27 protein-coding genes and 1 pseudogene are annotated in these 25,801 nt (G+C 63.4%); 18 read left to right on the plus strand and 10 right to left on the minus strand.

Features of this window, described 5'->3' with window-relative positions; genetic code table 11:
* Positions 1 to 219, plus strand: a pseudogene (locus JQ600_RS30590) (phosphoenolpyruvate carboxykinase (ATP)); the annotation flags it as partial.
* 159 nt (positions 220 to 378) lie between these two features.
* Here the strand turns inward: JQ600_RS30590 and JQ600_RS30595 are convergent.
* Positions 379 to 714 carry a VanZ family protein gene (locus tag JQ600_RS30595; protein WP_212390850.1) on the minus strand — a complete coding sequence of 112 codons (336 nt, stop codon included), beginning with the start codon at positions 712 to 714 and terminating at the stop codon, positions 379 to 381.
* 287 nt (positions 715 to 1,001) lie between these two features.
* Between JQ600_RS30595 and JQ600_RS30600 the strand changes: the two genes are divergently transcribed.
* The 3 genes from JQ600_RS30600 to JQ600_RS30610 all read left to right on the plus strand — a co-directional run bounded on the left by JQ600_RS30600 (position 1,002) and on the right by JQ600_RS30610 (position 5,004).
* On the plus strand, positions 1,002 to 1,808 hold the full coding sequence (locus tag JQ600_RS30600) for an MBL fold metallo-hydrolase (protein ID WP_212390851.1): 807 nt from the start codon (positions 1,002 to 1,004) through the stop codon (positions 1,806 to 1,808).
* Positions 1,809 to 1,907: 99 nt separating this feature from the next.
* Positions 1,908 to 3,776, plus strand: a complete 1,869-nt coding sequence (htpG, locus tag JQ600_RS30605) for a molecular chaperone HtpG (protein ID WP_212390912.1) — start codon at positions 1,908 to 1,910, stop codon at positions 3,774 to 3,776.
* 73 nt (positions 3,777 to 3,849) lie between these two features.
* Positions 3,850 to 5,004 carry a DUF3095 domain-containing protein gene (locus JQ600_RS30610; RefSeq protein WP_212390852.1) on the plus strand — a complete coding sequence of 385 codons (1,155 nt, stop codon included), beginning with the start codon at positions 3,850 to 3,852 and terminating at the stop codon, positions 5,002 to 5,004.
* Positions 5,005 to 5,036: 32 nt separating this feature from the next.
* Here the strand turns inward: JQ600_RS30610 and JQ600_RS30615 are convergent, their stop codons facing one another.
* Positions 5,037 to 6,419, minus strand: a complete 1,383-nt coding sequence (locus JQ600_RS30615) for an MATE family efflux transporter (protein ID WP_212390853.1) — start codon at positions 6,417 to 6,419, stop codon at positions 5,037 to 5,039.
* Positions 6,420 to 6,510: 91 nt separating this feature from the next.
* On the minus strand, positions 6,511 to 7,062 hold the full coding sequence (locus tag JQ600_RS30620; protein ID WP_212390854.1) for a GNAT family N-acetyltransferase: 552 nt from the start codon (positions 7,060 to 7,062) through the stop codon (positions 6,511 to 6,513).
* A gap of 161 nt (positions 7,063 to 7,223) precedes the next feature.
* On the opposite strand from JQ600_RS30620, the gene JQ600_RS30625 reads away from it, so the two are divergent.
* From JQ600_RS30625 to JQ600_RS30670, 10 genes are all read left to right on the plus strand, one after another.
* On the plus strand, positions 7,224 to 7,823 hold the full coding sequence (locus tag JQ600_RS30625) for a superoxide dismutase (RefSeq protein WP_212390855.1): 600 nt from the start codon (positions 7,224 to 7,226) through the stop codon (positions 7,821 to 7,823).
* A gap of 221 nt (positions 7,824 to 8,044) precedes the next feature.
* Positions 8,045 to 8,419: a fluoride efflux transporter CrcB gene (crcB, locus tag JQ600_RS30630; protein WP_212390856.1), complete on the plus strand. Its 375-nt coding sequence runs from the start codon at positions 8,045 to 8,047 to the stop codon at positions 8,417 to 8,419.
* Positions 8,420 to 8,543: 124 nt separating this feature from the next.
* Positions 8,544 to 9,146 carry a permease gene (locus JQ600_RS30635; RefSeq protein WP_212390857.1) on the plus strand — a complete coding sequence of 201 codons (603 nt, stop codon included), beginning with the start codon at positions 8,544 to 8,546 and terminating at the stop codon, positions 9,144 to 9,146.
* Between the two features lie 19 nt (positions 9,147 to 9,165).
* Positions 9,166 to 9,663, plus strand: a complete 498-nt coding sequence (locus JQ600_RS30640; RefSeq protein WP_211994268.1) for a hypothetical protein — start codon at positions 9,166 to 9,168, stop codon at positions 9,661 to 9,663.
* Positions 9,664 to 9,714: 51 nt separating this feature from the next.
* Positions 9,715 to 9,921, plus strand: a complete 207-nt coding sequence (locus tag JQ600_RS30645) for a hypothetical protein (protein WP_212490248.1) — start codon at positions 9,715 to 9,717, stop codon at positions 9,919 to 9,921.
* A 2-nt stretch (positions 9,922 to 9,923) separates the two neighbouring features.
* On the plus strand, positions 9,924 to 10,700 hold the full coding sequence (locus JQ600_RS30650; protein ID WP_212390859.1) for a metal ABC transporter ATP-binding protein: 777 nt from the start codon (positions 9,924 to 9,926) through the stop codon (positions 10,698 to 10,700).
* Between the two features lie 5 nt (positions 10,701 to 10,705).
* A complete protein-coding gene (locus JQ600_RS30655; RefSeq protein WP_211994028.1) occupies positions 10,706 to 11,575 on the plus strand; it encodes a metal ABC transporter permease in 870 nt (289 codons plus the stop codon).
* 2 nt (positions 11,576 to 11,577) lie between these two features.
* Positions 11,578 to 12,450: a metal ABC transporter substrate-binding protein gene (locus JQ600_RS30660; RefSeq protein ID WP_212390860.1), complete on the plus strand. Its 873-nt coding sequence runs from the start codon at positions 11,578 to 11,580 to the stop codon at positions 12,448 to 12,450.
* Positions 12,451 to 12,503: 53 nt separating this feature from the next.
* Positions 12,504 to 13,562 (plus strand): GTP-binding protein, encoded by a 1,059-nt coding sequence (locus JQ600_RS30665; protein ID WP_212390861.1) that lies wholly within the window; start codon positions 12,504 to 12,506, stop codon positions 13,560 to 13,562.
* Complete coding sequence (locus tag JQ600_RS30670; RefSeq protein WP_212490255.1) at positions 13,562 to 14,575, plus strand: WD40 repeat domain-containing protein; 1,014 nt, start codon at positions 13,562 to 13,564, stop codon at positions 14,573 to 14,575. Before JQ600_RS30665 ends, JQ600_RS30670 begins: the two co-directional genes overlap by 1 nt.
* A 231-nt stretch (positions 14,576 to 14,806) precedes the next feature.
* Here JQ600_RS30670 and JQ600_RS30675 read toward each other — a convergent pair whose 3' ends face one another.
* On the minus strand, positions 14,807 to 15,757 hold the full coding sequence (locus JQ600_RS30675; RefSeq protein ID WP_212390863.1) for a hypothetical protein: 951 nt from the start codon (positions 15,755 to 15,757) through the stop codon (positions 14,807 to 14,809).
* A 276-nt stretch (positions 15,758 to 16,033) separates the two neighbouring features.
* Here JQ600_RS30675 and JQ600_RS30680 point away from each other — a divergent pair, with 276 nt between their 5' ends.
* The 3 genes from JQ600_RS30680 to JQ600_RS30690 all read left to right on the plus strand — a co-directional run bounded on the left by JQ600_RS30680 (position 16,034) and on the right by JQ600_RS30690 (position 18,160).
* Positions 16,034 to 16,750, plus strand: coding sequence for an MgtC/SapB family protein (locus tag JQ600_RS30680; RefSeq protein ID WP_212390864.1), 717 nt, complete (start codon positions 16,034 to 16,036; stop codon positions 16,748 to 16,750).
* A 92-nt stretch (positions 16,751 to 16,842) separates the two neighbouring features.
* Complete coding sequence (locus JQ600_RS30685; RefSeq protein WP_212390865.1) at positions 16,843 to 17,175, plus strand: hypothetical protein; 333 nt, start codon at positions 16,843 to 16,845, stop codon at positions 17,173 to 17,175.
* A gap of 244 nt (positions 17,176 to 17,419) precedes the next feature.
* Positions 17,420 to 18,160, plus strand: a complete 741-nt coding sequence (locus tag JQ600_RS30690) for an acetoacetate decarboxylase (RefSeq protein WP_212390866.1) — start codon at positions 17,420 to 17,422, stop codon at positions 18,158 to 18,160.
* A 7-nt stretch (positions 18,161 to 18,167) separates the two neighbouring features.
* On the opposite strand, the gene JQ600_RS30695 is transcribed toward JQ600_RS30690, so the two are convergent.
* The 6 genes from JQ600_RS30695 to JQ600_RS30720 form a co-directional block, all read right to left on the minus strand.
* Positions 18,168 to 18,389, minus strand: a complete 222-nt coding sequence (locus JQ600_RS30695) for a hypothetical protein (protein WP_212036555.1) — start codon at positions 18,387 to 18,389, stop codon at positions 18,168 to 18,170.
* A 157-nt stretch (positions 18,390 to 18,546) separates the two neighbouring features.
* A complete protein-coding gene (locus JQ600_RS30700; RefSeq protein WP_212390867.1) occupies positions 18,547 to 19,989 on the minus strand; it encodes a homospermidine synthase in 1,443 nt (480 codons plus the stop codon).
* A 48-nt stretch (positions 19,990 to 20,037) separates the two neighbouring features.
* Positions 20,038 to 20,427, minus strand: coding sequence for a RidA family protein (locus JQ600_RS30705; RefSeq protein ID WP_212270189.1), 390 nt, complete (start codon positions 20,425 to 20,427; stop codon positions 20,038 to 20,040).
* Positions 20,428 to 20,521: 94 nt separating this feature from the next.
* On the minus strand, positions 20,522 to 21,124 hold the full coding sequence (locus tag JQ600_RS30710; RefSeq protein ID WP_212390868.1) for a GNAT family N-acetyltransferase: 603 nt from the start codon (positions 21,122 to 21,124) through the stop codon (positions 20,522 to 20,524).
* Between the two features lie 120 nt (positions 21,125 to 21,244).
* Entirely contained in the window at positions 21,245 to 22,387 is a 1,143-nt protein-coding gene (locus JQ600_RS30715; RefSeq protein ID WP_192738179.1) for a type III PLP-dependent enzyme, read from the minus strand.
* 708 nt (positions 22,388 to 23,095) lie between these two features.
* Positions 23,096 to 23,356 (minus strand): hypothetical protein, encoded by a 261-nt coding sequence (locus JQ600_RS30720; RefSeq protein ID WP_192738178.1) that lies wholly within the window; start codon positions 23,354 to 23,356, stop codon positions 23,096 to 23,098.
* Between the two features lie 209 nt (positions 23,357 to 23,565).
* On the opposite strand from JQ600_RS30720, the gene JQ600_RS30725 reads away from it, so the two are divergent.
* Complete coding sequence (locus JQ600_RS30725; protein ID WP_212390870.1) at positions 23,566 to 25,656, plus strand: M3 family metallopeptidase; 2,091 nt, start codon at positions 23,566 to 23,568, stop codon at positions 25,654 to 25,656.
* Positions 25,657 to 25,801: the final 145 nt, after the last annotated feature.

Below are 25,801 nucleotides of genomic sequence, written 5' to 3' on the forward strand. Positions count from 1 at the left end.
CGCACCGACAAATATTTCGGTTTCGCAGTCCCGACCGCGCTGCCCGATGTGCCCAGCGACATCCTCAATCCCGTCAATACCTGGAAGGACAAGGCCGAGTTCGACAAGACCGCGCGTGCGCTGGTCGGCATGTTCCAGAAGAACTTTGCCAAGTTCGAAGCCCAGGTCGACGCCGACGTCCTCGCTGCTGCCCCTGAAGTGAAGCTCGCGGCGGAGTGACCAACGGCATGACCGTCCCGTGTCGCTGGAAATAACCGGCGCCTGTTTTGGGATCCAAACAGGCGCCCACAAGAAACATCGACGGGGCAAGGCTATTTGAAATAGTGGCTATTTGAAATAACGCCTATTTAAATAGCCGTAAAAACGAATCGAAATGCGCTATTTGGCGTGGCCGATTTTGCCCCTTAGCAGCATGACTGCCAATCGTCCGGCGCCAATCCCGCAGATGCCGCCCGCCACTTTCACGGCCGCATCAAGCAGACGGCCGTGGCGATCCGGCGTCAGCAGTTGCAAGATCTCCAACGCCACTGCGCCTCCGACAACGATCGTGACAACAAAAACCACGCGGTTGGGGTAAGCGAGGGCAAGCGCAAGGCCCAGCAAGGCGAAGGCCGCGAAATGCTCAATCAGGCCTTCGGCAAGCACGGGGCGGGCGTGGATCGGCGACAGCGTCGCGAAGGCGATGAATGCCAGCGCCAGCCAGCCCACAATCATGCATAATTTTTGAGTGGTCGAGATAATCTGATCCCGTCAATAATTGTTGAGAAAACCCTGGGCGTGGAGATCATCCAACCCGTCCAGGCGCCGGTTGTGCGCGCCTCGTGCAATAATCACAGCAGCAATAAAAAAGCGAACCCAAGGCAAAACCAGGTCATGTACCGGAACTTACCCTCCAACAGCGTCGAAGCAAGTCAATTGAACTTGAAGGCTAAACTCCCTCTTGTTGATCCGAAACCGCGCATTTGCGAGAGTCGCGTTTCTACCGGATTGGAGTGACGGCGATGCCCTTGTGGACTTGCGAGCAATGCGGTGCCCAGTTTCCGGACAGCGTCGCGCCGCCGGCGGCGTGCCCGATTTGCGAGGACGAACGGCAGTACGTGAACTGGAAGGGCCAGCAATGGCTTTCGCGCGACGCACTGGCGGAGCGCCACAAGCTCGTCTGGCGCGATGATCTCGGTATTTCCGGGATCGCTCTCGATCCGGGCTTCGCGATCGGACAGCGCGCGCTGCTCATTCCCGAGCCCGACGGCTGCGTGATGTGGGATTGCGTGCCCCTGGCCACATCAGAGGCGGTGGACCATGTCCGGTCGCTCGGCGGCCTGAAGGCGATTGCGGTTTCGCACCCGCATTATTACGGCGCGGTCGCCGACTGGAGCGAGGCCTTTGGCGGCGTTCCGATCTATCTGCATGGCGACGATCGCCAATGGGTCACGCGGCCGCACGCCGCGATCGTGCCGTGGACCGGCGACAGCCGCCAGATTTCCGATGACATCGTTCTCATCCGCACCGGCGGTCATTTCGCCGGCGGCACGATCCTGCATTGGCGAGCGGGTGCGCAGGGGCGAGGCGCGCTGCTCACCGGTGATGTTGCCATGGTGGCGATGGACCGCCGTTCACTGAGCTTCATGTACAGCTTCCCGAACTACATCCCCTTGAATGCGAAATCAGTTCAAGGGGTCGCGCGCGCGGTCGCGCCGTTGGCTTTCGACCGCATCTATGGCGCGTGGTGGGGTAAGAACATCGAGGCGGGCGCAAAGGCCGCATTCGATGCTTCGGTCCGGCGCTATCTGGCCGCGATTGCGGATTAGACCGGCCGAGGGCAGGAACCAGCCGGCCTTCGAACCTTGCCACTCCAGATAGTATCGCTATATCAGGGCTTTCCCAACCACGCTTGATCTCGTGAGCCCCTGATGACCACCAAGACTGCCCCCGAATCCCAGCCGTTCCAGGCCGAGGTCGCCGAACTCCTGCATCTGATGGTGCACTCGGTTTATTCGGAAACCGATATTTTCCTGCGCGAACTGATTTCGAACGCGTCCGACGCCTGCGACAAGCTGCGCTATGAGGCGATCGCCGCACCCGAGCTGATCACCGATGGCGCGCCGCCCGCGATCCGCATCGTGCCGAACAAGACGGCGAACACGCTTGCCGTGGTCGACAGCGGCATCGGCATGGACCGGCAGGAATTGATCGACAATCTCGGCACCATCGCGCGCTCCGGCACCAAGTCGTTTCTGTCGCGCCTGACCGAGGCCAAGGACGGCGCCAACCTGATCGGTCAGTTCGGCGTCGGCTTCTATGCCGCCTTCATGGTCGCCGAGCGCATCGTCGTCACCAGCCGCCGCGCCGGTTCGGATCAGGTCTGGACCTGGTCGTCATCGGGCGGCAGCGGATTTGAAATCGCGCCCGCGGGCGAGGAGGATGCCGCGCGCATCACGCGCGGCACCGAGATCGTGCTGCATCTGAAAGAGAACGCGCAGAAATATCTCGAGACCTACGAGATCGAGCGCATCGTCCGGGCCTACTCCGACAACATCCAGTTTCCGATTGAGCTGGTGCCGGAGGAGGGCGAGCCGCGCCAGATCAATTCGGCCAGCGCGCTGTGGCAGCGGCCGAAATCGGAACTGACGCCTGACGATTACAAGGGCGCCTATCAATCGATCGCCGGCGCGTTCGACGAGCCCGCGATGACCTTGCATTACCGCGCCGAGGGCCGCCAGTCCTATGCGGTGCTGCTGTTCGCACCGTCGACAAAACCGTTCGACCTGTTCGACCAGGCGCGCAAGGGCAAGGTGAAGCTCTATGTCCGCCGCGTCTTCATTGCCGACGATGCTGATTTATTGCCGGCTTATCTGCGCTTCATCCGCGGCGTGATCGACAGCGAGGATCTGCCGCTCAATATTTCCCGCGAGATGCTGCAGAACAATCCGCAGCTCGCGCAGATCCGCAAGGCCGTCACCAGCCGCGTCGTCACCGAGCTGGAAAATCTCGGCGACAAGGAGCCGGAGGCGTTCGCGAAAATCTGGGATTCGTTCGGGCCCGTAATCAAGGAAGGCATCTGGGAAGATTTCGAGCGGCGCGAAAAGCTGCTGGGCCTGTCGCGCTTCACCACGACATCGGGCGAGAAGCGTTCGCTCAAGCAGTACGTCGAAAACCTGAAACCGAACCAGACCGAGATCTATTATCTCACCGGCGACAGTATCGAGCGGCTGAAGTCGAACCCAAAACTCGAATCCGCCACAGCCCGCGGCATCGAGGTATTGCTGCTGACCGATCCGGTCGATGCGTTCTGGACCTCGGCGCCGCTCGATTTCGGCGGCAAACCGCTGAAATCGTTGAGCCAGGGCGATATCGATTTCGCCCTGATCCCGCTGCTGGACGACAAGGCGGACGACAAAAAGGAAGAGAGCACCACGGACGAGGCCGCGACCATCGCCGTCATCAGGGACACGCTCGGGGAACGCGTCTCCGACGTGCGGGCTTCGCAGCGGCTGACGTCGAGCGCATCCTGCCTGGTGGCCGGCGGCGACGGCCGCGACCGCCAGCTCGAGCGGTTGCTGGCAATGCAGAACCAGGGCTCAGTGACCAAGCCGATCCTCGAGATCAATCTGCGCCATCCATTGGTGGCGGCGATAGCCGGGGCCAAGGACGCAGCCGCGGATCTGTCGTTCCTGCTGCTGGAGCAGGCCCAGATCCTCGATGGCGAGTTGCCGGAGGACCCGGCGGCATTTGCGAGCAGGCTCAACCAGTTGGTGCTGCGGGGCGTCAAACTGTAGCAGGGGCGAACCCGAATATGGGTTAGGCCGTATCTGTTAGACAGCTTCGGAAAACGGGGTAACTTGCATCGCAATGACCACGCCCGACGGCACCGACATCTTCTACGGCGGCATCCCGGTCTTTCGCGGCTTCACCAGCCTGATGGATCCGGCGCTGTATTCGCCGTTGCCGGATGATTGGACCGTCGGTGTCGCCGACATCGTGGAATCGACCAAGGCGATCGCCAACCAGCGCTACAAGGCGGTCAACATGGCGGGCGCCGCTGTCATCGCCGCCGTGACCAATGCGCTGGATGGACGCGAGTTTCCGTTTGTGTTCGGCGGCGATGGCGCGAGCTTTGCCGTGGCGCCCGCCGATCTCGGCCGCGCGCGCGAGGCGCTGGCGGCGACAGCGACCTGGGTCAGCGAAGGCCTTGATCTTTCGATGCGGGTGGCGCTGGTGCCGGTGAAAGCAATCCGCGCGCAGGGCCTCGACATCAGAGTGGCGCGTTTCGGGCCGTCACCCAATCTATCATACGCGATGTTTTCCGGCGGCGGTCTCGGCTGGGCGGACGCGGCGATGAAGCGCGGCGAATTCGCGGTCCCCGCGGCGCCGGCGGGCGAGCAGCCGGATTTGTCCGGGCTGTCGTGCCGGTTCGAGGAAATTCCGTCCGCACGCGGTCTCATTCTTTCGGTGCTGGTGGTGCCAGCAAAGGGCGCCGATCCGCGCGCATTCCGCAAAGCGATCGAAGACATCATCGATCTCGTCGAACGCAGCCCTGATGCCGGGCGGCCCGTGCCTTCAGGCGGCCCCGATATCCGCTTTCCCCCGGCGGGTATCGAATACGAGGCGCGTGCCGCGCGCGGCGGGTCGTTGTTGCGGCGGCGCGGTTCCGCGTTGGCCATCGCGCTGTGGGCCTATGTCGTGTTGCGCTTCGGCATCAAGGTCGGCAATTTCGTGCCGAAGACCTACATGCAGCAAGTGGTAGAGAATTCCGACTTCCGCAAATACGACGATGGATTGCGGATGATCCTCGATTGCACGCCGGAGCTCGAGCAGGCGCTGGCGCAACGGCTGGCAAAGGCGGCCTCAAACGGTGTCGTGCGCTATGGCTTGCACCGCCAGGACGCGGCGATGATGACCTGCTTCACGCCGTCGGTGATGCGCAGCGACCACGTTCACTTCATCGATGGCGCACGCGGCGGCTATGCCTCGGCGGCGACCGCGTTGAAGGCGATGGCGGCTTGAGCTTCTCGCCGCCACACAACGGGGCTGGATGCTCATTTGCCCCAGCGCGTGAAGCGAATGAACAGCATTGTAGAGAGGCCGTATACGACCATCGCGGCGCCGACGAGGGCGAACAAGGTCCAGGCCGGTGCGCCCGATGACGCCAGCCACCAGCCGCCGAGGCCGACCAGCAGCAGCCGGATGGTGCCGGCCATGACCGGGCCGCCGACCTTGGCTGCGCCCTGCGAGGCGAAGTAGAGGGCGAGGCCGGTGCCGAAGAAGCCGAAGGCCGGGCCGGCCCAGGCAAAGTAGGAAGAGGCGGCAGCAGTCACGCCGGGATCGCTGGTAAACAGCGAGATCCAGAGCGTCGGCTTGATCGCGACGACGAGGCCGATAAGGCCGACGGTCAGGCCTGCCGCAGCGGCCGCGGTCCAGGCCACCCGGCGCGCCCGCGCCACAAGGCCAGCGCCAACAGCCATGCCGACCATCGGCACCGAGGCGATGCCGAACGCAAATGCAATCGGGACCAGCAGGAATTCCAGCCGCGAACCCATGCCGTAACCGGCCAGCGTCTCCGTGCCGAGGCCCGCCACGATTTTGGTGAAGATCAAAATCGTCAGGACGGTTTGCAGCGGCGCTAGGCAGGAGATCGCGCCGACTTTGAGGATGTCGACGAACATGTCGCGCTCGAACCTGAAGGCGGCGAAATTCAGCTTCAGCCGGCTCCGGCCGCTGGCGAGGTACCACGCCAGGAAAATCGCGCCCAGCGTGAAGGCGGTGAGCTGACCCGCGGCGACCCCGGGCATGCCAAGCTTCGGCAGGCCGAATAATCCAAGACCGAGGCCGCCGCCGACCACGACCTGAACGACGGCGACGACGATCAGCACGGCCGAGGGAGTGCGCATATCGCCGGTGCCGCGGACCACCGAGGCCAGTGTGTTGACCAGCCAGATCGAGATCGCGCCCGAGAACAGCACGTGGGAATATTGCATGGCCTGTTCGAGCACGCCGCCGCGTCCGCCAAGCAGCGAATAGAATTGCCGTCCGAACGCCAGCATCATCACGGTGAAGATCAGCCCGGCGCAGGTGCCGATCATGGCCGCATGCAGCGCCAGCGTCGCGGCGCGATCGCGGTTGCCGGCGCCGAGTGCGCGGCTGATGGCGGAGGACACACCGCCGCCCATCGCGCCCGCCGACATCATCTGCGTCAGCATCACGAACGGAAACACCAGCGCGATCCCGGCCAGCGGCTCGGTGCCGAGCCGGCCGATATAGGAGGTCTCGGCGACCGCCACCAGCGCGGTGCCGACCATCGCGATCGCATTGGGGAGCGCGAGCTTCAGCAGCGTCGGCAGGATCGGCGAGATCAACAGGCTATTGACCGGCGCGGTTGGTGCGGCCGCGGGGCGCAAATCAAGCGGGGCGTCGATCGTCATGCGTCACCGGTTCGTCGGCCAGAAGGCAATATATTATGGCCAACATATTATCGGCAGGCGCAAGCGCAAGCCACCCATCACCGCGCAGGGGTCACCACGGCAGGCCGCATAGGTCGATGACGCCGTCGCGCGGGGCGCGGGTGAAGTCGAATACGAACGGCGCCATCGCCTCGAAACGAATGCGTCCCTCCGGCTGCTCGGCATAGACCTCGCCAGTGAATTTGTGCCACCCGCGGGCCTCGTAGAAGGCGAAATTATGCGGCTCGCAGAACAGAAGAGCAAACTTGATCGCTTCGTGGTCGCGCATGGTCTGGACGGCGGCGCCGAGCGCGAGGCCGGCAAGCCCTCGTCCCCGGCAATCCTCGCGGGTCGCAACCCCGCCGATACCGCCGATATCGACCTTGCGCCCGTTCCAGGTGGCGGTACGGAAATAGACACCGACATGGCAGGCAAGGCCGGGTTTTGACGATTCGCTGGTAGAATCCTGCGGCGCCTCGATCAGCACGCGCAAATCGGCGTGGGCCCATTTGACGTGGCCCCAGGACAGTTTCTCGACCACATGCTTCGGCCAGACCGCATGCATCAGCGGTTCGACCCTCGGCCATGAAGCGTCCCCGTTCAGGACATCGATCTCGATACTCATTTTTCACCCCGCAAAGCCGAATGTCCCGTCATACGCTGGACGCGGAGCATCGTTACCGAAGAAGCCGCCCGCTTTGTCAAATTGCGGTGTTTAAGCGCGATGGAACCTTCTATAAGGGTTCCCGTTACACCACGTCTCCCATCATTTTCGGACATCACCCCATGACCTTCACGCTACCCGATCTTCCCTATGCCCATGACGCCCTTGCCCCCTATATGTCCAAGGAAACGCTGGAATTCCACCACGACAAGCATCACCAGGCTTACGTGACCAACGGAAACAACGCGATCAAGGGGACCGAATTCGAAGGCAAGTCCCTCGAGGAGATCGTCAAGGCCTCGTTCGGCAAGAACCCGGCCGTGTTCAACAATGCCGGCCAGCACTACAACCATCTGCATTTCTGGAACTGGATGAAGCCGAATGGCGGCAGCAGCAAGCTGCCCGGCCGTTTGGAAAAGAAGATCACCGAGGATCTCGGCGGGCTCGACAAGTTCAAGACCGACTTCGCCGCCGCCGGCGTCGGCCAGTTCGGCTCCGGCTGGTGCTGGTTGTCGGTCAAGAACGGCAAGCTCGAAATCTCCAAGACCGCGAACGGCGAGAGCCCGCTGGTTCATGGCGCAACCCCGATCCTCGGCTGCGACGTCTGGGAGCACTCCTACTACATCGACTATCGCAACCGCCGCCCGGACTATTTGAAGGCGTTCGTCGATAATCTCGTGAACTGGGAATATGTCGACCAGCTGTTCGGCAAGGCTTCCTGATTGAGCCCGTCATTCCCCGATGCGCAATTGCGCATCGGGGAATCTCGAGATTCCGGGTTCGATGCTTTGCATCGCCCCGGAATGACATCGAACTATTTTCAGGGCGGCAGTGCAAAACTGCCGCCCTTATCTTTTGCCTTCCCATGCCATCCTTGCGGGCGTCGCGGGCTTGCGGCACAAGCGCTGTTGCCGGGTGATTTCGCGATGTGGAAAATGCTGCGATGAGCTATTTGCTGGTCTTCGTCGGTGGCGGCCTTGGCGCGACGCTGCGCCATTTCATCAATCTCACCTGCGCCCGCTGCATCGGCACCGGATTTCCCTGGGGCACCTTCATCATCAACATCTCAGGGTCGACCGTGATGGGGCTGATCGCGGGCTATCTCGCCCTCAAGGGCGAGGCCTCGCAGCCGTGGCGGCTGTTCCTGATGACGGGCATACTCGGAGGCTACACCACGTTTTCCGCGTTCTCGCTCGATACCGCCGTGCTCTATGAGCGGGGTGAGCTTGGCCTGGCGGCGGCTTACATTATCGGCTCGGTGGTGCTCTCGATTGCCGGCCTGTTTGCCGGCCTTGCGCTGGTGCGCCACCTGACCTGAAAAGCGCGTGACAGCCTTGCATGGCCATGCCTGAGAGGCGCATGGATGTTTCAGTTGTTCCGTTTGCGTGAGGCCCCGGCCGGGACTAAGCAGGGTTGGACTTTTCACCTGCCGATTCATTGCATTGTCAGAACCCCCATTGAAAGAACCGGCGCCCGCCGACGAACTTGCGGAGGCCGAAGCGGGCCAGCGACGCAAGCGCAAGCCGGTCGGCTGGTCGATGATCTTCATCGCCGTGCTGGTCGCGGTCAGCGCCACGCTGGTCTATCGCCGCGACGGTATCGACGGCGTGCTCAAGATTCTCACCCATGATCTCTGGCTGTTCGGCGAGATCCTGCCGCGCGTATTGGCCGGCTGCCTGCTCGGCGCGTTCATTACGGAAATCCTGCCGCACGAGAAAGTGTCGCGATCGCTCGGGCCGAACTCCGGCCTGAAGGGATTGCTGATCGGAACGGCATTCGGCGCCATCCTGCCGGGCGGGCCGTTCACGGCCTATCCGGTGGCGGCGGCGCTGCTCACGGTCGGCGCGGATTTCGGCGCCACCATCGCGATGGTGGTGAGCTGGACGCTGATCGGCTATGGCCGCGCGGTCGCCTGGGAACTACCGATTCTCGGCACCGATTTCACGCTGTGGCGGATCGTGATCTCGCTGCCGATCCCGATCCTGGCGGGCGCGCTCGGGCGCTTCGTCTATGTGCGGATGTATCCCAAAGGCGAGCCGTCATGAAGGGTGAGCCGTCATGACGATGAGCGCGCTCATCATCGACATCAGCCTTTGGGGCTCCGTGCTCGTGCTTGGCATCATCGCGTTCCGGCGCGGCCGCGTCGTGGTGGTTTCGGCGGCGCGCGAGGGCGCGATGGATTTCATCAACATCGTGCCGCGGATCGCGCTCGGCGTGATCGGCTCCGGCTACATCGCCGCCGTCATTCCCCCCGAAATCATCACCGGCTGGCTGGGCCCGGATTCCGGCTGGCTCGGCGTGCTCACGGCCGTGATCGCGGGCGGGCTAACGCCGGGAGGCCCGGTGGTCGGCTTTTCCATCGGCGCGGTGGCGCTGAAGGTCGGCGGCGGCTCGCCGCAGGTGATCGCCTATGTCGTCGCCTGGGCGCTGTTCGCCTTCCAGCGGCTGATCCTGTGGGAAATCCCGTTCATGCCGGCGCGTTTCGTCTGGTTCCGGGCCGCGGTCTCGGTGCCGTTCCCGTTCCTGGCGGCGGCCTTGGCGATGGCGATCGGGAAGCCGTGAGGGCAGGGCACTTTGGTGGACTCAGGTTATGTTATAATATAACATCTTTGCATGTCTCACTCCCATTCCCACGACCATGCGCACCACCACCACCACCACCACAGCCATGGTCACCCCCATCACCACGACCCGTCGACCCCGCATCCGGCGCAGCCGGCGCCGTGGTCGATCCTGCGGATGACGGTGGCGGCGCGGCTTGGCGCGGCGCTGGCGGTCAGCGCCTGTCTGTGGGTAGTCGTGCTGGTGGCGATGAGGTGAGCATGGCGGCGCAGACCCAAATCCAGCAAGCTCAGGTCAAATTCAGCAACGTCACGCTCGGCTACGACCGGCATCCGGCCGTGCACCACCTCAACCTGGAGGTCGCCGGGGGCGCGCTGGTCGCGGTGATCGGGCCGAACGGCGCCGGCAAGTCGACGCTGTTTCGCGGCCTCGCCGGCATCCTGAAACCCCTGTCGGGCTCGATCGCACTGGGCGGGCTCGACAGCAAGGACATCGCCTATCTGCCGCAGACCGCCGACATCGACCGCAGCTTTCCGATTTCGGTGTTCGATTTCGTCGGCACCGGACTGTGGCGCTCCACCGGCTTCTTCGGCGGCATGGGCAGGAAAGAGCGCGAGCGGATTTTGGCGGGGCTTGCCGCCGTCGGTCTCAACGGTTTTGAGAACCGCCCGATCGGCACGCTGTCCGGCGGCCAGATGCAGCGCATGCTGTTCGCCCGCGTGCTGCTGCAGGACGCGCGCCTGATCGTGCTGGACGAGCCGTTCAACGCCATCGACGCCAAAACATCAGCGGACCTGATCGCGCTGGTCAAACGCTGGCATGGCGAAGGCCGTACCGTGCTGGCGGCGCTGCATGATCTCGACATGGTGCGCAACCATTTCCCCGAAACCCTGCTGCTGGCCCGTGGGCCGGTGGCCTGGGGCGCGACCGCGCAGGTGCTGACGCCGGATAACCTCTTGGTGGCGATGAAGATGTGCGAAGCCTTCGACGACCGGGCCGCGGCCTGCGCCGAAGATGCGCCGTCGCGGGCGGCCTAGCTCCAATGCTCCATGATGCGCTGATCGCGCCTTTCACCGAATTCGAGTTCATGCGCCGCGCGCTGGCGGCCGTGATCGCGCTGTCGCTGGGCGCAGCGCCGATCGGCGTGTTCCTGATGTTGCGGCGGATGAGCCTCGTCGGCGACGCCATGGCGCATGCGATCCTGCCCGGGGCCGCGATCGGCTTTTTGGTCTCGGGCCTCAACCTGTTCGCGATGACGACCGGCGGCCTGATCGCAGGTTTTACGGTCGCGATCCTGGCCGGCGTGGTCGCGCGCACCACCGAACTGAAGGAAGACGCCTCACTGGCGACGTTCTATCTGGTGTCACTGGCGCTCGGCGTCACCATCGTGTCCATCAAGGGCACCAATATCGACCTGCTGCACGTGCTGTTCGGCAACATCCTGGCGATGGACGACCAGACCCTGCTGGTGATCGCCTTCAACGCCACCATCACTTTGCTGGTGTTGGCCGTGATTTATCGCCCGCTGGTGATTGAATGCGTCGATCCGGTGTTCCTGCGCACCGTCAGCCGCGCAGGCGCCCCGGCGCATCTGGCGTTCCTGGCGCTGGTCGTGATCAACCTCGTCAACGGCTTTCACGCGCTCGGCACCTTGCTCGGCGTCGGCCTAATGATCCTGCCCGCGGGCATCGCGCGCTTCTGGTCACGCGACATCACCGGCATGATCTGCATCGCGGTCGCGAGCGCCATGGTGTCGGGCTATGCCGGGCTGGTGCTGTCGTTCCAGACCAAAATTCCGTCAGGCCCTGCGGTCATTCTCGTCGCGGCGGGGATTTATGTGGTGTCCGTGCTGTTCGGCAATGTCAGCGGCCTGGTGAGACAGCTGTTCCCCGGCCGGCATCTCGAGGCGTAGCGATGCAGCGTTTGTTCTCCCTCATCTGTCTGGTGCTGATCGCCACAGTCGTTCCGGCCAGCGCGCAGGAACGCCTCAAAATCGTCGCCAGCTTCTCCATCCTCGGCGATTTCGTCCGCAATGTCGGTGGCACCAGCGTCAGTGTCACGACGCTGGTCGGTGCCGACGGCGATGCGCATGTCTACTCGCCGACGCCGGCGGATGCGAAAAAGATCGCCGATGCGAAGCTGATTTTCGTCAATGGCCTTGGCTTCGAGGGCTGGCTGCCACGGCTGCTGAAATCCGCCGGGAGCAAGGTTACCGTCGTGACGGCGACGGCCGGCATCGCGCCGCTCAAGCTCGGCTCGGATGCCGACCCGCACGCCTGGCAATCCGTCGCCAACGCCAAAATCTATGTCGGCAATATAAGCGACGCGCTGGCGGCCGCCGATTCTGCCTCAGCCCAGGGTTTTCGTGCCAATGCGGAGGCCTATCTGGCGAAACTCGACGCTCTCGACCGCGAGGCGCGCGAAGCCGTTGCAAAGATCCCGCAAGCCCGCCGCAAGGTGATTTCGACCCACGGCGCCTTCGGTTACTTCGCCGCCGCCTACGGCGTCGAATTCATCGCGCCCGTCGGCGTGTCCACGGAATCCGAGCCCAGCGCCCGCGATATTGCCGGTATTATCACCCAGATCCGGGCGGCCAAAATCCCGGCGGTTTTTCTGGAAAATGTGAGCGATCCGCGCCTGATCCGCCGGATATCGGCCGAGACCGGTGCCAAGGTCGGCGGGACCCTCTATTCGGACAGTTTGACGGACGAAAAGGGCGATGCCCCCACTTACATTGACATGGTCAGGCACAATATAAAGGCATTGACCAGCGCGCTCGCGAACTGAGAGGCAGGGGCCACCCTGCCGGGAGCGTGGCTGCGATATTTGCCGGAGCTGCCATGTCTGAACTGACTGCCCAAAAAATTCCTGTAACCGTGCTGACGGGCTATCTCGGCGCCGGCAAAACCACGCTGCTCAACCGCATCCTGTCGGAAAACCACGGCAAGAAATACGCCGTCATCGTCAACGAATTCGGCGAGATCGGCATCGACAACGACCTCATCATCGGCGCCGATGAAGAAGTGTTCGAGATGAACAATGGCTGCGTCTGCTGCACCGTGCGCGGCGACCTCGTGCGCATCCTCGACGGCCTGATGAAACGCAAGGGCAAATTCGACGCCATCATCGTCGAGACCACCGGCTTGGCCGATCCGGCGCCGGTGGCGCAGACCTTCTTTGTCGACGAGGACGTGCAGAAGAACGCCCGGCTCGACGCGGTCGTCACCGTGGCCGACGCCAAATGGCTGAGCGACCGTTTGAAGGATGCGCCGGAAGCCAAGAACCAGATCGCGTTTGCCGACGTCATCGTGCTCAACAAGACCGACCTGGTTTCCAAAGCCGAACTCGCCGAAGTCGAGGCGCGGATTCGCGGCATCAACCCTTACGCAAAACTGCACCGCACCGAGCGTTGCAAGGTGGCGCTGGCGGACGTGCTGGAACGCGGCGCGTTCGATCTCGATCGCATTCTCGAGATCGAGCCGGAATTCCTCGATACCGGCGATGGTCATGATCATCACCATGATCACGATCATCACCACGGCCATGACCATCATCATGATCACAGCCACAGCCATGGCGGGCTGAAGCATTACCATGACGAGGAGATGCAGTCGCTGTCGCTGCGCACCGACAAGCCGCTCGATGCGACCAAGTTCATGCCGTGGCTGCAGAACCTTGTCGCCTCCGAAGGACAGAAGATCCTGCGCTCGAAGGGCATCCTCGCCTTCAGCGACGATGACGACCGCTACGTGTTCCAGGGCGTGCACATGATGCTCGAGGGCGACCATCAGCGCAGATGGAAGGATGACGAACGGCGCGAGAGCCGGCTTGTCTTCATCGGTCGCGAATTGCCGGAGCAGATGATTCGCGACGGTTTTGAGAGCTGTATCACCACGTGATGAAACAGTTTGATCCGGGCGAAGGCGCCTCCATCGCTTCGATCACCGACAAGGTGCGGCCGCTTGCGGTCGGCATGCCGATATCGTCGGTGCATTTTCTCGGCGAGACCGCGGTCTTCGTCGGCGCCGAGGAGAAGGCTGCCATCGTCGGCGCCGGCGGCGAGATTTCACCTGTCGATATTCACGGCGGTGCGGTGCTGTGCGCGGCGTCCGACGGCGCGCGCGTCGTTACCGGCGGCGACGACGGCAAGCTCGTCGCGCTCAACGCCAAGGGCGAGGTCGATGTACTCGCAACCGACGCCAAGCGACGCTGGATCGACAACGTCGCGCTGCACCCCGATGGCGCGGTGGCGTGGTCGGCCGGCAAGATCTCGTACGTTCGCACCAAGGGCGAGGAGAAGTCCTTCGATATGCCCTCGACCGTCGGCGGCCTGGCGTTCGCGCCCAAGGGCCTGCGGCTGGCGGTCGCGCATTACAACGGCGTGACGCTGTGTTTTCCCAACATGGCGGCGAAGCCTGAGTTTCTGGAATGGGCCGGCTCGCATCTGTCCGTCACCTTCAGCCCGGACAGCAAGTTTCTGGTGACCGGGATGCACGAGCCGGCGCTGCATGGCTGGCGGCTCGCCGACAACCGGCATATGCGCATGAGCGGCTATCCCGGCCGCGTCCGCTCGATGTCGTGGAGCGCCGGTGGCAAGGCGCTGGCCACTTCAGGCGCCGACACCGTGATCCTGTGGCCGTTCGCCAGCAAGGACGGGCCGATGGGCAAGGAGCCGGCGATGCTGGCGCCGTTGCAGGCGCGTGTCTCGGCGGTCAGCTGTCATCCGAAGCATGATATCCTGGCCGCGGGCTACAGCGACGGTTGCGTGCTGATGGTGCGGATCGAGGACGGCGCGGAGATCCTGGTGCGCCGGAGGGGCAACGCCGCGGTTTCGGCGCTGGCCTGGAGCCCCAAGGGATCGCTGCTCGCCTTCGGCACCGAAGACGGCGACGCCGGCATGGTGGAGCTCTAAATCATCCGCCGGTGCGTGGCGAGACTGGACCGAAGTGCATCCGCGATTGACGGTGCGCTCCCTCTCCCGCTTGCGGGCGAGGGTTGGGGTGGGGTGTCGCCACGAGTTACCCCGCCCGAGTGGAGAGAGCCCCCACCCGGTGCTTGCGCGCCGACCTAAGAGCGAGCTTCGCTCGTCTCGACCCCGCAAGCGGGAGAGGTCAAGCGAAACACGCGGCGTTAGCAAACCGGCCTACTTCACTTTCCTCCCGGCTTTGACGTAAGCCTCGATGTGGTCAAACGTCTTGCCGGCCGGTTCGAGGTTTTCGAAGGCCGAAGCGGCCTTGTTCATGTTTTCAGCGGTCTTGTCGCGATCCTTCGGGTCGGGTTTGAAGACGGCGAGCATGGTGAGCGCCGTCATATAATTCCCGAACGCCGCTTGCTCGGCCGCGAACAGGTTTTTCAGGCGAGGATCGTTCGCGAAAAAGCCGGTGAAGGTGTTTTTGATGCCGTCGTCGGCTGATGCCAGCGACTGCAACGCCCAAAATCCGCTCGCCAAAGTCAGCACGCGAAAGAATTTGGCGGGCTCGGTTTTGCACTGGTATTTGTCGCAGGCCATCTTGGCCATCACGTTGTCCCGGCCTTCCGCGGTCATGTTCGGTCCGAACTTGCTCTTCATGAATCCCATGCGCATGGCAATGCCCGCCATGTCGTCATCTGCGCTGGAGAAGTTTGCGAGGATTCTTTCAATGAAGGTGGTGTCACCGGATGCCATATAGGCGCCGATCAAGAGGTCGTTGTCGGCGGCATTCGACGACGGCCGCACCACGGCGAGTTTGGCAGGTTGGTTCTTTTCGATTTTCTGCAGCGTGGCTGTGATCTGGTTTTCCTCGGCAAATTTCTGCGCGTCTTCCGTGAGGCCGGCGCCGTAGAGCGCCACGAGCTTCACCGATTTGACGTATGAAGAGGCTTCAAGTTGAAGGATGCGCTGCTTTTCCGCGGGCGACGTGCTGAAGATCTGCGCCAGGAATCCGATGACCGCGCTGGGATCGGCGTTTGGGCCGGCTCGCATTTGCGACAGCACGCTGTCGACGCAGGCGGGCTGCTTGGTGCGGTAATAGCCGGTCATGCAGTTCTGGTCCGCAGCCGCGGGCGAGCACTGAATACCGAGCAGCGCGATCGCGGCGTAAAGCATTCTTTTCATGACAATTCCCGATAAATTGGGCGAATCTGTTCGATCCGGGATCGCATCAAGCGCCGTTGCCCGCAGCGAAGCGGATCGTCGCTCGCACCTGACCCGGCGACCGTTAGTCGCCGGAACAGGCCAGATCGTTCAGGCTGTGATAGATTCGTCACCTCTCTCCCCTAGAGCGTTTTCCAGCGAAGTGGATACCGGTTCGCGTCAAGAAAACGCGTCAAAACAAGAATCTAGAGCCCCGTTCCGATTCCATCGGAACGGAAAAGGCTCTAGAAAACCGCCATGCGCTTCCTGACGACCTTCCAGATCGCCGATTTCCTCGACACCCTGGTCAGCCTGACCGCGGCTTTCGTTTTGGGCACCCTGATCGGCGCCGAGCGGCAATACCGGCAGCGGACCGCGGGCTTGCGCACCAATGTGCTGGTCGCCGTCGGCGCGGCCGCCTTCGTCGATCTGGCGATGCACCTGAAGGCTGCCGAAGGCGCGGTGCATGTGATCGCCTATGTCGTTTCGGGGATCGGCTTCCTCGGCGCCGGCGTCATCATGAAAGAGGGCATGAACGTCCGCGGCCTCAACACCGCGGCGACGCTCTGGGGATCGGCCGGGGTCGGAGCTTGCGCCGGCGCCGACATGGTGGCCCAGGCGGCGGCGCTGACCGTGTTCGTGGTCGCCGGCAACACCTTGCTGCGTCCGCTGGTCAACGCGATCAACCGCATTCCGATCGACGAACGCGCGTCCGAGGCGACTTACTACTTCAAGCTCGCGGTCAGCGCGGAGGCGTTGCCTGACATGCGCGACCATCTGGTCGAGCGACTGGAGAATGCAAAATATCCGGTCGCTGAACTCAATGTGGTCGAGCATGGCGATGACCTGCTGGAGATCGTCGCCACGCTGGTCTCCACCGCGATCGATCCCAACGAATTGAACGCGGTCGCGGTCGATCTGCAGCGCCAGCTCGGCGTTCGCCATGCCACCTGGGAAGTCAGCACCAAGGATTAGTTTGACTCTTGCCCGGTTCCGCACGCTGCGGGGCTGGGGAACAATGCGCTACGCCGGCCGTTGTCATCGCGAACAACCATGCGGTGAACGATATGTCTGCCGATCAGAACAAGCGCAGCTACCGGATTGATTTTCTCGTTGCGGCCGCGCTGGTCACGACGGGCCTCGTGATATCAGGTCTGTCGCTGGCCGAGCTGCGCGCGCGCCCGCCGCAACAAATGGCGCAGGCCACCCAGCCGCTGCAATCGACGCCGGGTGCGGAAACCAGGCCGTCGGTGCCTGTGGAGACGACGACCGGCACCCGGCCGTCCAACGTGCCGCCCGAACCGGCGCGTCCCGATGCCGAGGCGCAGAAGTCCGGCGCCCAGCCCGCGCTGCCGCCCGCACCGGCCGAGAAAACAGCCGAACCGATCAAGCAGAAGTAACCCTCTCGTCATTCCCCGATGCGCGATTGCGCATCTGAGGGCGCGCGGAGCGCGAGCCCGGAATCCATAACCACGATCGGGAGTATGGTGTCCGGGCCTGCGCCACGTGGCGCATCCCGGAATGACGAAGAGTTCTGACGCCGATTTGACTGCGTCTGCCGGTTTTACGGTCTCGCCTGTGCCATCAAGCTCCCTCATAATCGCCCTCATCGCGCGACCGCGCCGACGACAGATGGGGCAGGCCATGAAGATCGACGATGTCAGACGAACCGCCTATTCGATGCCGCTGAACAACCCGTCCTTCCCGCCGGGGCCCTATCGGTTCTTCAACCGCGAATATTTCATCATCACCTACCGGACCGATCCGGACGTGCTTCGCGCCCTGGTGCCGGAGCCGCTCGAAGTCGTTGAACCCATCGTCAAATACGAATTCATTCGTATGCCCGACTCGACCGGCTTCGGTGATTACACCGAAACCGGCCAGGTGATCCCGGTCCGTCTCAACGGCGAGGAGGGCGCCTATACCCACGCCATGTACCTTGACGACGAAGGCCCGATCGCCGGCGGCCGAGAGATCTGGGGATTTCCCAAAAAGCTTGCGAAGCCGAAGATCGAAGTCGAGAGCGATGTGCTGGTCGGCTCGCTGCATTACGGCTCGGTGCTCTGCGCCTCCGCCACCATGGGTTACAAGCACCGTCCGGTCGATCATGACGCCGTGCTGAAAGGCATGAAGGCGCCGAACTTCATTCTCAAGATCATCCCGCATGTCGACGGCACGCCGCGGATCTGCGAACTGGTCCGCTTCCAGCTCGAGGACATCACGCTGAAGGAAGCATGGAGCGGTCCGGCCGCGCTTGGCCTGTTTCCCCATGCGCTGTGCGACGTTGCCCGCCTTCCGGTGCGCGAAGTGGTTTCCGCGCTGCACTTCAAGGCGGATCTGACGCTCGGGCTAGGGTCGGTCGCGTTCGACTATATGGCGAAGTGAAGTCGCGCTATTGCGCGCCCTTGAGCGTGCAGGAGGTCGAGCAGGTCGTCATCACGCCGCGCTGGCAGGAGATGCACACGGCAATGCACTGCTTCAGGTCCTTGGGATTGTAGGAGCTGTAGAGCTTGCGGGCGCAGTTATCGATCGAGCCGGTGATGTCGTTGTTGTTGTCGGGTTTGCACCCGGCCAAAACGACCGCCGATAGCATGATTGCGATAAAGACGCGCATTTCCACCGCTCCACCGGGGGCGTCGCTGCGCAGAGACACAGGACGGCTCAAGGCCCTCTGAAAAGAGGTACCTTTCAGGATGGCGCGATTTTATTAAGCGAGCGTTACGGTGGCTGGAGGCCCCTGACGCTGCGTCGCATCAGGGGTGGAACCATACCTATCGCACCAGAATGTTGCGGAACTGCCAGGGATCGGAGGTATCGATGTCTTCCGGGAACAGGCCCGGCCGGTCCGAGAGCGGGGTCCAGTCGGTGTAGTATCCCTTTACCGGCCCGAGATACGGCATCTGGATTTCCAGCAGACGATCGAAATCCATCTCGTCGGCTTCGACGATGCCTTCGTTCGGGTTTTCCAGCGCCCACACCATGCCGCCGAGCACGGCGGAGGTCACCTGCAGGCCGGTGGCGTTCTGATAGGGCGCGAGTTTGCGGGTCTCTTCGATGGAGAGCTGCGAGCCGTACCAGTAGGCATTGTTGTCATGGCCGAACAGCAGCACGCCGAGTTCGTCGATGCCATCGACGATTTCGTTCTCATCGAGGATGTGGTGCTTTTCCTGCATCTTCGCGGCGCGGCCGAACATTTCATGCAGCGACAGCACGGCATCGTCAGCCGGATGATAGGCATAGTGGCAGGTCGGCCGATAGATCGCCGTGCCCGATGCGTCACGCACCGTGAAGTAATCGGAGATCGAGATCGACTCGTTGTGGGTGACGAGGAAGCCATACTGCGCGCCGCGGGTCGGGCACCAGGTGCGCACGCGCGTGTTGGCGCCGGGCTGCATCAGGTAGATGGCGGCGCCGCAACCCGCTTGGTGGGTACGTGCGTTCTCGGGCATCCATTTTTCATGGGTGCCCCAACCGAGCTCGGACGGCTGCACGCCTTCCGACAGGAAGCCTTCCACCGACCAGGTGTTGACGAAGACGTCAGGCTCCTTCGGCGACTTGGAGCGCTGGGTGTCGCGTTCGGCGATGTGGATGCCCTTGATCCCGGCCTGTCGCATCAAATCAGCCCATTCGCCCTTGGTCTTCGGCTTGGGGGCATTGAGCTTCAGATCAGCGGCGACATTGAGCAGCGCCTGCTTGACGAAAAACGAGACCATGCCGGGATTGGCGCCACAGCAGGAGACGGCCGTCGTCGAGCCCGCGGGGCGCGCCTTCTTGGCGGCCAGCGTCGCTTCGCGAAGGGCGTAGTTGGAGCGTGCTTCCGGGCCCTTCGAAGAATCGAAATAGAAGCCGAGCCACGGCTCGTTGACCGTGTCGATATAAAGCGCGCCAAGTTCGTTGCAGAGCTCCATGATGTCGGTGGAGCCGGTATCGACCGAGAGATTGACGCAGAAACCCTGGCCGCCGCCTTCAGTGAGCAGCGGGGTAAGCAAGGCGCGATAATTTTCCCTGGTCACGCCCTGCTGGATGAATTTCACATTGTGCTTCTCGCAATGCGCCTTGCGGCCCTCGTCCTTGGGATCGATCACGGTGATGCGCGACTTGTCGTAATCGAGATGCCGCTCGATCATCGGCAACGTGCCTTTGCCGATGGAGCCGAAGCCGACCATGACGATGGGGCCGGTGATCTTCGCGTAGGTCTGCGAGGCGGGGCTCATGGGATGGTTTCTCCGGAAAGTGCTGGCGGACAGATGGTGAGGGGTGGATCAGGCGCTGCGGCGCTTGGCGGTCACTTCGATCTCGATCTTCATCTCGGGCCTGTAGAGGCCCGCGACCACCAGAAGCGTCGCGGCCGGGCGGATATCGCCGAGAACTTCGCCGCAGACCGCGAAATGGGCATCCGCATCCCTGAGGTCGGTGATGTAGTAGGTCGCGCGGACAATGTCGGCCATCGCGAAGCCGCCTTCCTTCAAGGCGGCCTCGATGGTCTTGAAGCAGTTCCGTGACTGGCTCGTGACATCGTCAGGCATCGTCATGGTGGTGTAGTCATAGCCGGTGGTGCCGGCGACAAAGGCGAAATCGCCGTCGATCACGGCGCGGCTGTAGCCGGCGGTCTTCTCGAACGGCGAACCGGTGGAAATGAGACGGCGGGGCATCGGAACCTCGATTTGCGGCCTGATCCGAAATTAGCTGATTTGGCGCGGTTTAAGGGCTTTTCGCCGGACCGCGCAACCCCTCTGACGCGACGGCTCAGGCCGCGTGCGGCACGGTCTGCAGAGCCTTCTTCGCGCGAGATGCCTTTGCCTTGCGCATTGGCGCGCCCGACGCCGAGATCATGCCCCAGGCGCCATCGAGGCTGCCGTCGCGCAGCTCGAGGCCGAGCAGGCGGTCGCGCTCGAACGGGCCGGGCAGCGACAGCTCGCCGGTCTTTTCGGCCGAGAAGCCGAACCTGACGTAATAGGGCGCGTCGCCGAGCAGGATCACCGCGCCATGGCCACGCGCCGTCGCCGCCGCGAGCGCGTGGTCCATCAGCGCGGCCCCGACGCCGAATTGGCGGGAGGATTCCTCAACCGCCAGCGGGCCGAGCATGAGCGCCGGGATGCCGCCGGCGCTGACGTGCCACAACCGCACGGTGCCCACCAGTTTCCCTCGTGCCACGGCCGACAAGGCAAGGCCTTCGGCGGGCGCACGTTCGTCACGCAGGCGCTGGCAGGTGCGCGTATGGCGGTTAGCGCCAAAGCAGGCATCCAGCAGCGCTTCACGCGCAACGACGTCCGAAGCCCGTTCCGCACGGATCGCGAACGGAGCGGCATTCGGGGTGAGGGCGATAGTGGTCTTCCGCAAAGCAGTCATGGCACGTCAGTCCTCACTCCAACGGCAAATCACGCCGCGGAGCGTTGTCTCGAAAGTCGCAATAATAGGGGGTGGGAGCCGGCGCGCCGGCTCCCGGTTAGTCAGGCCTCAGTGGCCAGTTCAGATGTGGTAGGTCCGCAGCGGCGGGATGCCGTTGAACGCCACCGACGAGTAGGTCGACGTATAGGCGCCGGTGCCTTCGATCAGCAGCTTGTCGCCGATCTCGAGCGTAACCGGGAGCGGATACGGCAGCTTCTCGTACAAGACGTCGGCGCTGTCGCAGGTCGGGCCCGCGAGCACGCACGGCGTCATTTCCGCGCCGTCATGCGGCGTGCGGATGGCGTAACGGATCGACTCGTCCATCGTCTCGGCGAGACCGCCGAACTTGCCGATGTCGAGATACACCCAGCGCACCTCGTCCTCGTCGCTCTTCTTGGAAATCAGAACGACTTCGGTCTCGATGATGCCGGCATTGCCGACCATGCCGCGTCCCGGCTCGATGATGGTTTCCGGGATCTGGTTGCCGAAATGCTTGCGCAGCGCGCGGAAGATCGACCGGCCATATTGCAGGACCGGAGGAACGTCCTTGAGGTACTTGGTCGGGAATCCACCGCCCATGTTGACCATGGACAGGTTGATCCCGCGCTCGGCGCAGTCACGGAACACCGACGAGGCCATCGACAAAGCGCGGTCCCACGCCTTCACCTTGCGCTGCTGCGAGCCGACATGGAACGAGATGCCGCACGGCTCCAGGCCCAGACGCTTGGCGAGGTCGAGCACGTCGACCGCCATTTCCGGATCGCAGCCGAACTTGCGCGACAGCGGCCACTCGGCGCCTGCGCAATCATAGAGGATGCGGCAGAACACCTTGGCGCCGGGCGCGGCGCGGGCGATCTTCTCGACTTCGGCGGCGCAGTCGACCGCGAACAGGCGAATGCCGAGCGCGAAGGCACGCGCGATGTCGCGCTCCTTCTTGATCGTGTTGCCATAGGAGACGCGGTCCGGCGTCGCACCGGCAGCCAGCGCCATTTCGATTTCGGCGACGGTTGCGGTGTCGAAGCACGAGCCCATCGAGGCCAAAAGCTGCAGCACTTCCGGCGACGGGTTTGCCTTCACCGCGTAGAACACGCGGCTGTCCGGCAACGCCTTCGCGAAGGTCTGGTAATTGTCGCGCACGACTTCGAGGTCGACCACGAGGCACGGCTCGGTGTCCTGGCCCTCGCTGCGGCGGTTGCGCAGGAATTCCTGAATACGTTCGGTCATAGCACTCTCCCAAACGGCCCAGCGACGGGGATCCGTTCAAAAAATTGATGTCGGATAAGAGCGCTCCGGCCACATCGCGCGATGGAGGCGCAACGAAGCCAAAAGACTCAGATCAGACTGTGCTGCCGTGGATTGGTTGGGAATTTCCCGCCCGCACACCTGGCAATGAAGGACAAGCCTTTTCAGTAGCCCGCGCCGGCGTTGGAATGCCGGTAGAGACCAAAAAAGCCCGATCCGTCGTTGCTTTAAGTCGCGTCCCCCGTTGAGAGCGGGGTGCGCCGGTTCGCCTCCGGCTGCCAGTCACGGTTGCAAAGGATGGAGAGACCTTCAACGGCATCTCTTGAGAGAGATGCTGGCCTCCCAGGTTTTCACCTGAGCGACCCTCGGTTCTTCATCCCTTGGCGGCTGTCCGGCCTCTTGTCCGGATACCTACCGACTGACACACGACCACAGGCACGTGCGAAATTGGGCAAGGCTGGAAATAAGGCTTTTGAATCTGCGACGCAACGTTTTTTTTAGGCTGGGGACAAATTTCCGCGCGCGTACTTACAAAATGGTTCGCGGCACGCGCTGAGCGACGTCGAGAGAAGCGCCAGCGCGGTCAAACATGAACGGCTGTTAAGATTTCCCGGGGAAATTACGGAGTGTTGTCGCGTGAAGTGCGATCACGAAAGCGGCTGTGCCGCAGTGATTTCTTGAGCTCGCGCGTCAGCTGCGTTTCCAGAACGGCTCGATGCGCTGAGCTTGGCGGATGAAGCCGACCATGATCACGACGCCGATGCCGAACATCACCGCCTGCAGGATGTGCGCGCCGGTGTCGGAGAGTCCGAGCAGGATCGCGAGCGCCCAGCCGCCGGCGAACGCCGCGCCGAACACCTCGGCGCCGATCAGGATCGCCGCCGAGATGACGGTGATGACGCTCGGCCAGATGATCTCGCTCTTGGCACCGGAAGAAGGCTGCATGCTCATGGAAACGGGTCCTGTTGGGTGGGCGCAATCTCTCCGAAAAGGCCCCCACTATCAAGCTTAAAAGGCCCAAAAATGCCGTATGGCGTGATATAGATTGACGCATCATTCAGAGCGTTTTCGAGCAAAGCCGATACCGGTTCGCGTGAGGAAAACGCGTCAAAAACAAGGCTGGAGCCCGAAGCGGCTTCAGCGCAGAAACGGGACTTGTGATGTCGGAAACCCAGCAAAATGCAGCCCCTCCGGAAGCCCCGGCAAATCCGCTGCTCCGGCCGTGGCAGACGCCGTTCGAGACGCCGCCCTTTGCCGAAATTCTCCCTGAGCACTTCCTGCCGGCTTTCGAGCAGGCCTTTGCCGATCACGCCGCCGAGGTCGCCGCCATCACCCACGATCCCGCGGCGCCGGACTTCGCCAACACCATCACGGCACTGGAGCGCTCCGGCAAGCTGCTCTCCAAGGTCTCCGCCGTGTTCTACGACCTGGTGTCGGCGCACTCCAATCCGGCGATCCTGGAGATCGACAAGGAAGTGTCGCCGCGGATGGCGCGGCACTGGAATCCGATCATGATGAACGCGGTGCTGTTCGGCCGCATCGCCATGCTCCACCACAACCGCGCCACGCTCGGCCTGAGCAGCGAGGAGATCCGGCTGCTGGAACGCACCTACACCAACTTCCACCGCGCCGGCGCCGGCCTCGACGAAGCCGCCAAGGCGCGCCGGGCCGAGATCAACGAGCGGCTGGCCGAGCTTGGCACCTCGTTCAGCCACCACTTGCTCGGCGATGAGCAGGACTGGTTCATGGAGCTTGGCGAGGACGACCGCGGCGGGCTACCCGAAGCCTTCGTCGCCGCCGCCAAGGCCGCCGCCGAGGCGCGCGGGATGCCCGGCAAGGCGATCGTGACGCTGTCGCGCTCTTCCGTGGAGCCGTTCCTGAAGAGCTCCGATCGGCGTGACCTGCGCGAGAAGGTGTTCCGTGCCTTCACCGCCCGCGGCGACAATGGCAACGCCAACGACAACAACGCCACCGTGGTGGAGATCCTCGGGCTGCGCGAGGAGGCCGCCAGGATCATGGGCTTCCCGACCTATGCCGCCTACCGCCTGGAAGATTCCATGGCCAAGACGCCCGAGGCGGTGCGCAGCCTGCTGGAGCGGGTCTGGAAGCCGGCGCGGGCCCGGGCGCTCGCCGACCGCGACGCGCTGCAGGCCATGATTGCGGAAGAGGGCGGCAATTTCGCGCTGGCGCCGTGGGACTGGCGCTACTACGCCGAAAAGCTGCGCCAGGTCCGCGCCAATTTCGACGACGCCGCGATCAAGCCGTATCTGGTGCTCGACCACATGATTGACGCCGCCTTCGACTGCGCCACCCGCCTGTTCGGCGTCACCTTCTCGGAACGCAAGGATATCCCGGTCTGGCACCCGGACGTCCGGGTCTGGGAGGTCAAGGGCGCCGACGGCAAGCACAAGGCGCTGTTCTATGGCGACTACTTCGCCCGGCCGTCAAAGCGCTCCGGCGCCTGGATGACCTCGCTGCGCGACCAGCAGAAGCTCGACGGCGAGATCGCCCCGCTGGTGATCAATGTCTGCAATTTCGCCAAGGGCGCCGACGGCGAGCCGTCGCTGCTGTCGCCGGACGACGCGCGGACGCTGTTCCACGAGTTCGGCCACGGCCTGCACGGCATGCTGTCCAACGTGAACTATCCTTCGCTGTCCGGCACATCCGTGTTCACCGACTTCGTCGAGCTGCCCTCGCAGCTCTACGAGCACTGGCAGGAGCAGCCGCAGGTGCTGCGGCAGTTCGCAAAACACTACCAGACCGGCGAGCCGCTGCCGGACGAACTGCTCACCCGCTTCCTGGCCGCGCGCAAATTCAACCAGGGCTTTGCCACCGTGGAGTTCGTCTCCTCGGCGCTGATCGACCTCGAATTCCACACCCAGCCGGCATCAGCCAGCCGCGACGTCGGCGCGTTCGAGAAGGCGGAGCTGGAGAAAATCGGCATGCCCGCCGAGATCGCGCTGCGGCACCGGCCCACGCAATTCGGCCATATCTTCTCCGGCGACCATTATGCGTCGGGTTATTACAGCTACATGTGGTCGGAGGTGATGGACGCCGACGCGTTCGGCGCCTTCGAGGAGGCCGGCGACATCTTCGACCCCGCCACCGCAAAACGCCTGCACGACGACATCTACTCGTCCGGCGGCTCGCGCGACCCCGAGGATGCCTATGTCGCGTTCCGGGGCCGGGAGCCGGAGCCCGACGCGCTGCTGCGCCGCCGGGGCCTGCTCGAAACGCCGGAGGCGGCGTGAGTTCCTCGTCGTCCCTGCGGACGCAGGGACCCATAACCACTGATGTCCGTTGTGAAGGAACGCCTTTGCCACACTGCCAAAAAGAGACGACACGGCGTATGGGTCCCTGCGTTCGCAGGGACGACGTCTTGCGCGTGCTGTTCGG

Origin of the sequence: Bradyrhizobium sp. AUGA SZCCT0176, assembly GCF_018130145.1 — a bacterium.
Lineage (GTDB): Bacteria > Pseudomonadota > Alphaproteobacteria > Rhizobiales > Xanthobacteraceae > Bradyrhizobium.